5 protein-coding genes are annotated in these 6,514 nt (G+C 44.0%); 4 read left to right on the top strand and 1 reads right to left on the bottom strand.

What is annotated here, in order from left to right; all coding sequences use genetic code 11:
• Positions 1-218 (bottom strand): hypothetical protein (locus tag ACTRWI_RS02010; protein WP_499128906.1); only part of this gene is annotated, 218 nt, incomplete at its 3' end.
• A 666-nt stretch (positions 219-884) separates the two neighbouring features.
• On the opposite strand from ACTRWI_RS02010, the gene ACTRWI_RS02005 reads away from it, so the two are divergent.
• The 4 genes from ACTRWI_RS02005 (at position 885) to ACTRWI_RS01990 (ending at position 6,357) form a co-directional block, all read left to right on the top strand.
• Complete coding sequence (locus tag ACTRWI_RS02005; RefSeq protein WP_004740930.1) at positions 885-2,612, top strand: dipeptide ABC transporter ATP-binding protein; 1,728 nt, start codon at positions 885-887, stop codon at positions 2,610-2,612.
• A gap of 94 nt (positions 2,613-2,706) precedes the next feature.
• Positions 2,707-4,260 (top strand): ABC transporter substrate-binding protein, encoded by a 1,554-nt coding sequence (locus ACTRWI_RS02000; RefSeq protein ID WP_499128904.1) that lies wholly within the window; start codon positions 2,707-2,709, stop codon positions 4,258-4,260.
• Positions 4,261-4,438: 178 nt separating this feature from the next.
• Positions 4,439-5,416: an ABC transporter permease gene (locus ACTRWI_RS01995; protein WP_061033080.1), complete on the top strand. Its 978-nt coding sequence runs from the start codon at positions 4,439-4,441 to the stop codon at positions 5,414-5,416.
• A gap of 2 nt (positions 5,417-5,418) precedes the next feature.
• On the top strand, positions 5,419-6,357 hold the full coding sequence (locus tag ACTRWI_RS01990; RefSeq protein WP_008218598.1) for an ABC transporter permease: 939 nt from the start codon (positions 5,419-5,421) through the stop codon (positions 6,355-6,357).
• Positions 6,358-6,514 lie beyond the last annotated feature (157 nt).

Genomic DNA, 6,514 nt, shown 5'->3' with positions numbered 1-6,514 from the left:
CTATAAGAAAGCCTCGTCAGAAATGACGGGGCTTTTTTTCGTTTAGGATTTAGAGCATTTTTGACTTGGAGGCTGTTGGCTTGAGAGCTAACCCGATCGAACCCACTATAAATAGCTTTAACTAGAGCCATCCGTGCCATAAATGCGATACAAGAAAAATAACCTCTCAGAAGTGTTGCACGTTCAATGTGACCGCTCTTCTCCTCTGCTTTCTCCACATAAAACCACAATTCATTAAACCGGTCGATCTATATCTAATCTGTATCATTTAATGACAAATAAATTCGACAGGTTGATAGGTTTGGCCTATAGACTTTTACGAAAAATGAAACCTAACCCCAAAACTGTCGATTAATGGCTGTATTTAGCATTTTTCCCCCTCCCTAATTGCCGAAAATTCCAACTAATTTATCCATCTGCTTGTTTTATTATCTTATATTTGTCGAACCTATATTAGTGGTTATAAATATGGCTCACACAACTCTATTTAGTTGTTCTGTTTGATATAAATAGATAAATTAGATTATGTTTCTATAGTGTTAATTGTTTTTTGGAATAATTATTTGTTTTTAATGATTGGTAGTGAGATCTGCTCTCAACCATGGCTTTAGCTTTACAAGTAAGTTGTAGTAAGGGTTTTGTGAGTATTTACTACCACTAGTATAATGCTGTTTTTTCTTACTATATGCCTCTGTGGTGAATAGTTATGTTCTGGTTTTGCTTGTTAAACGTTTAATGTCGACTTTTTATCCTATTTTTGTTGATTTTCTGTGAATTATTTGCCAAATTGTCAAACGTATAAAATATCAGAACAATATTCTGGTAAGAATGGATTCAATTTTGCAGACAGGGCAGAAAGCTGCCAAAGCAGTAGAGGTCTGGTAATGTCACTTTTAGAAGTAAAAAATCTTCGTATCGAATACCCATCTCGTCATGGAGTTCACGCCGCAGTTAAATCGCTTTCGTTCAATATTGAACGTGGTGAGATTGTTGGTGTTGTAGGCGAATCTGGTGCTGGTAAGTCAACGGTAGGTAACGCGGTTATCGATCTGTTGAGCCCCCCTGGTCGCATTGCTAGCGGCGAGGTATTTCTGGATGGCGAAAAAGTCTCTGGCTTATCTCCTGAACAGATGCGCTCTGTTCGCGGCTCAAAGATTGGTTTTATCTTCCAAGATCCGATGACGTCTCTTAACCCTCTATTCACCGTAGAACAGCAGTTAAAAGAAACGATTCATGCCAACATGAAGGTTTCCGATCAAGAAGCCTATGAGCGCTCTCTCGACTTGATGAATCAAGTTGGTATCCCACAGCCAGAAAACCGCTTAAAACAGTATCCTCACCAATTTTCTGGTGGTATGCGTCAGCGTGTGGTTATTGCGATTGCATTGGCTGGTGAGCCTGACCTTATCATCGCAGATGAACCAACCACCGCACTGGATGTGTCTATCCAAGACCAAATCTTAGGTTTGATTCGCGATCTATGCATTAAGAAAAACGTAGGTTGTATGTTGGTAACGCACGACATGGGTGTGGTATCTAACGTAACCGATCGCGTAGCCGTAATGTATCGTGGTGACTTGGTTGAGTTTGGCCCAACAGCTAAAGTGCTTGGTACGCCAGAACACCCATACACACACAGCTTGATCTCTGCGGTTCCGCGTTCAGACCGCAAACTCGATCGTTTCCCACTGGTGAGCTACATCGAAGAAGCGCACGAGATGGAACCACTTGATGTGAAAAATCACTGGTTGGGTCAAAGCCAAGATCACCGTGATTACACAGGCCCACTATTAAATGTTGAAAACGTAAACCTGCGTTTCACCACTAAAGATTCATTCTTTGAGAGCCGTCGTGAGTACGTTCAGGCGTCAAACAACGTGAGCTTTGAAGTACATGAAGGTGAGACGTTTGGTTTGGTGGGTGAATCAGGCTCAGGTAAATCAACAATTGCTCGTGTAATTGCTGGTTTGTACGCGCCAAACTCGGGCAAGGTAACGTTTGAAGGCGTTGACCTGACAGGCCTGAAATCTGAAAAAGAGCGTCGCCCTATGCGTCGCCAAATGCAGATGGTTTTCCAAAACCCTTACACATCAATGAACCCTCGAATGAAGATATTCGACATCATTGCTGAACCTATTCGATTCCATAAGCTTACTCGCAACGAAAGCGAAACTCGTCAGATCGTCAATGACCTGCTAGAGCACGTTGGTTTAGGCAAAATGGCTGGGGTGAAGTACCCACACGAATTCTCAGGTGGTCAACGTCAGCGTATTTCTATCGCTCGCGCTTTGGCGACTCGCCCACGTCTTTTGATTTGTGATGAACCAACATCGGCACTGGATGTGTCGGTACAGGCTCAAATCCTTAATCTACTAAAAGATTTACAAGACGAGTTAAACCTAACCATGCTGTTTATCAGTCACGATTTACCGGTTATTCGCCAAATGTGCGACCGTGTTGGCGTGATGCAGATGGGAACATTATTGGAAGTTGCGCCTACAGAGCAGTTATTCCAATCACCTCAGCATGAATACAGCAAACAACTAATTTCTTTAATGCCTGAATTTACAGGTTTGAGAGAAGAGAAAGCAGTGGCACAAGCCGCGGTATAAAAGTCAGCAGGTTGGAGTTTAGCTTGCTAACAACAATAAACAGACGCAAATACAACAACTAGGGATCTGGATTCCCGCATGAAGGAGTTATGCAATGAAAACCATGAAAAGCAAATTAGCAGTAGCTTTGATGGCAGCTGGCCTAAGCTTTAGTGCAGCAGCAGCAGATATTACCGTTGGCTATGCAGCTGACCCAGTATCACTTGACCCGCACGAGCAGCTGTCTGGTGGCACACTGCAAATGTCTCACATGGTGTTTGACCCTCTAGTACGTTTCACTCAAGAGATGGATTTCGAAGGCCGCTTAGCATCTAGCTGGGAGCGTGTTGATGAAACGACTTTCCGTTTCAACCTACGCAAAGGTGTGAAATTCCACTCTGGTAACGAACTGACTGCTGATGATGTTGTGTGGACTTTTGAACGTCTACAAGCTTCTCCAGACTTTAAGTCAATCTTCACGCCATACGAAAAAATGGTAAAAGTGGATGATTACACAGTTGAGCTAGTATCAAAAGCGGCTTACCCACTAGTACTACAAACAGCAACTTACATCTTCCCAATGGACAGCAAGTTCTACTCTGGTAAGACAGCGGAAGGTAAAGACAAGTCTGAGCTAGTTAAGCACGGTAACTCGTTCGCTTCGACTAACGTTTCAGGTACTGGTCCTTTCATCGTAACGCAGCGTGAGCAAGGCGTTAAAGTAACGTTCGAACGTTTCAACGATTACTGGGACACAGAGTCTGAAGGTAACGTAGACAAGCTAACACTTGTGCCAATTAAAGAGGACGCAACACGTGTTGCTGCACTTCTTTCTGGTGACGTAGATATGATTCACCCAGTAGCACCAAACGATCACAAGCGTGTTAAGAACGCTAAGAATATCGATCTGGTAACGCTACCTGGTACTCGCATCATCACATTCCAAATGAACCAAAACAGCAACGAAGCTCTTAAAGATGTTCGCGTTCGTCAGGCGATTGTTCACGCAATCAACAACGAAGGTATCGTTAAGAAGATCATGAAAGGCTTCGCAACCGCTGCTGGTCAGCAAAGCCCAACAGGCTACGCGGGTCACAACGAAGAACTAGTTCCTCGTTACGATCTTAAGAAAGCGAAAGAGCTGATGAAAGAAGCGGGCTACGAAGATGGCTTTACACTAACTATGATGGCACCAAACAACCGTTACGTGAACGATGCGAAAGTAGCGCAAGCAGCGGCGGCAATGCTATCTAAGATTGGTATCAAAGTTGATCTTAAGACGATGCCTAAAGCACAGTACTGGCCTGAGTTTGACCTATGTTCTGCTGACATGATGATGATCGGCTGGCACTCAGATACTGAAGATTCAGCGAACTTTAATGAGTTCCTAACAATGACTCGTAACGAAGAGACAGGTCGTGGTCAATACAACTGTTCTGGTTACTCAAACCCAGAAATGGATGCGATTGTAGAAGCTTCCAATACTGAAACTGATCCAGTTAAGCGTTCTAAGATGCTGAAAGGCGTTGAAGCAACACTATATAACGACGCTGCATTCGTACCGCTACACTGGCAAAGTGAAGCGTGGGGCGCGAAGTCAAACGTAGGTGCTGCAGATATCGTAAACCCAATGGTTATGCCTTACTTTGGCGATCTAGTTGTAAAATAACCTAGCTTGCTAGAATCGAGAGCCTGAAGCTTTCAGGCTCTCAAACTATTAAGAAATAGATTTAAGTTTAGGTATTTGGTCTTCCTTCAGTCTGGCTAAATACCTTTTTTAAGACTGAATTTTTGTTATCTGGTCGTGGATTTCGATTAGATAATCATGGATAGATAAGGGGCAAGGAATGGTTACGTTTCTGGTCAAGCGCCTGTTTCAGGCACTGATAGTGATGTTTGTGATCAGTTTGGTGGCGTTTGCCATTCAGGATAACCTGGGCGACCCGTTGCGTGAGTTAGTCGGTCAATCTGTGTCAGAATCGGAGCGTCAAGCGCTGCGTGATGAACTCGGCTTAAATGATCCCTTCATTACAAAATACACTCGCTTTGTAGGCGCAGCTCTACAAGGTGATCTTGGTACTTCATATTTCTTTAAACGCCCTGCAGTGGACGTAATCTTAGATAAGCTGGTGGCGACGCTTGAACTTGTGTTTGGCGCTTCTCTGATCATCGTTTGTCTGTCGATTCCACTTGGCGTTTATTCAGCAATACACCCAAAAAGTTTCTTCACTAAGCTGGTGATGGCGGGCAGTAGTATCGGTATCTCTGTGCCTGTTTTCTTAACGGCAATCATGCTGATGTACGTCTTCTCAATTGAACTTGGTTGGCTGCCGTCGTTTGGCCGTGGTGAAACGGCAAATTGGTTTGGCTGGGAGTCTGGTTTCCTAACGCTAGATGGCCTTGCACACTTAGTTCTGCCAAGTATCGCGCTTGCATCTATCATGCTACCGCTTTTCATTCGTCTCGTTCGTTCAGAGATGCTAGAAGTGCTGAGCTCTGAGTACATCAAGTTTGGTAAAGCGAAAGGTCTGGAACTGAACAAGATTTACTACCAGCACGCTCTGAAAAACACAATGCTACCTGTACTAACGGTAGGTGGTGTTCAGATTGGTACTATGGTGGCTTACACGATTCTTACTGAAACTGTATTCCAGTGGCCGGGCACCGGCTTCCTATTCCTTGAAGCGATTAACCGAGTGGATACACCACTGATTACCGCATACGTTATCTTCGTTGGTCTTATCTTCGTAGTAACGAACACCATTGTTGACCTGCTATACGGCATCATTAACCCAACAGTGAACATCACAGGGAAAGGAGCATAATCATGGAACAAACTACAACAGCTCCATCTCGTTGGGAGCGATTTAAGCAGTCAGATATTCTGTACTACTTCTTGCGTGACAAAGTGGCAATGTTCAGCTTTGCTGTTTTCACTGCTTTCTTGGTGATGGCATTGGCGGCGCCTATTCTAGCGCCAACAGACCCATATGACGTGACGTCTATCGATATCATGGACTCTGAGCTACCACCGTCTTGGATGGAAGATGGCGAAGAGCGTTTCTTACTGGGTACCGATGAGCAGGGTCGTGACATTCTATCGACTATGCTTTACGGCTCTCGCTTATCACTGACGATTGGTTTCCTAGCCGTTGGTCTACAGCTGACTCTAGGCATCATCATTGGTCTATCTGCGGGTTACTTCGGTGGTCGCATCGATAGCTTCTTGATGCGTTTTGCTGATGTTCAGCTCTCGTTCTCAACTATGATGGTTGCGATCATTGTCTCGGCTATCTTTAAGGCGAGTTTCGGTAGTGATTTCTACGCGCAATATGCGGTAGTGATGCTGGTGGTGATCATCGGTATTGCCGAATGGCCACAATATGCTCGTACGATTCGTGCATCGGTATTGGCTGAGAAGAAGAAAGAGTATGTAGAAGCAGCACGCGTGATGGGTTTCAGAGCGCCGCGCATCATGTTCCGTCATATTCTACCGAACTGTTTATCACCAATTTTGGTTATCTCTACGGTACAGGTGGCAAATGCCATCATGTCAGAAGCGGCACTTTCTTTCCTAGGTTTAGGTCTACCGGTAGACCAACCGTCACTCGGCGCACTAATCAGTACTGGTTTTAACTACATTTTCTCTGGTGCATGGTGGATTACAGCCTTCCCTGGTGTCGTATTGGTGACGCTGGTACTTGTGATCAACCTACTAGGTGACTGGTTACGTGACGTGTTTAACCCTAAAATTTATAAAGGGTGATAGCTTGGTTTGATTTTTAGTAAAAAAAATCACTAAACTAAGAGCCGTAAGCAATTACGGCTCTTTTTTTGCTTAATGGATCTTGAACTAAGTATTATTGATAGTGTCAATAGTACTTAAAATGGAATTCATGTTTTATCGACATTAATTCGGTAAT

It is taken from the genome of Pseudoalteromonas sp. G5_S1_14_S5 (genome assembly GCF_054968605.1).
The sequence above is the reverse complement of the archived record's forward strand: the minus strand, read 5'-3'. Positions and strand labels throughout refer to the sequence as shown.

Bases quoted from the DNA above. Each gene is read 5' to 3' on its own strand.
- ACTRWI_RS01990 (WP_008218598.1), top strand. From the start codon at position 5,419: ATGGAACAAACTACAACAGCTCCATCTCGTTGGGAGCGATTTAAGCAG.
- ACTRWI_RS02000 (WP_499128904.1), top strand. From the start codon at position 2,707: ATGAAAACCATGAAAAGCAAATTAGCAGTAGCTTTGATGGCAGCTGGC.
- ACTRWI_RS01995 (WP_061033080.1), top strand. From the start codon at position 4,439: ATGGTTACGTTTCTGGTCAAGCGCCTGTTTCAGGCACTGATAGTGATG.
- ACTRWI_RS02005 (WP_004740930.1), top strand. From the start codon at position 885: ATGTCACTTTTAGAAGTAAAAAATCTTCGTATCGAATACCCATCTCGT.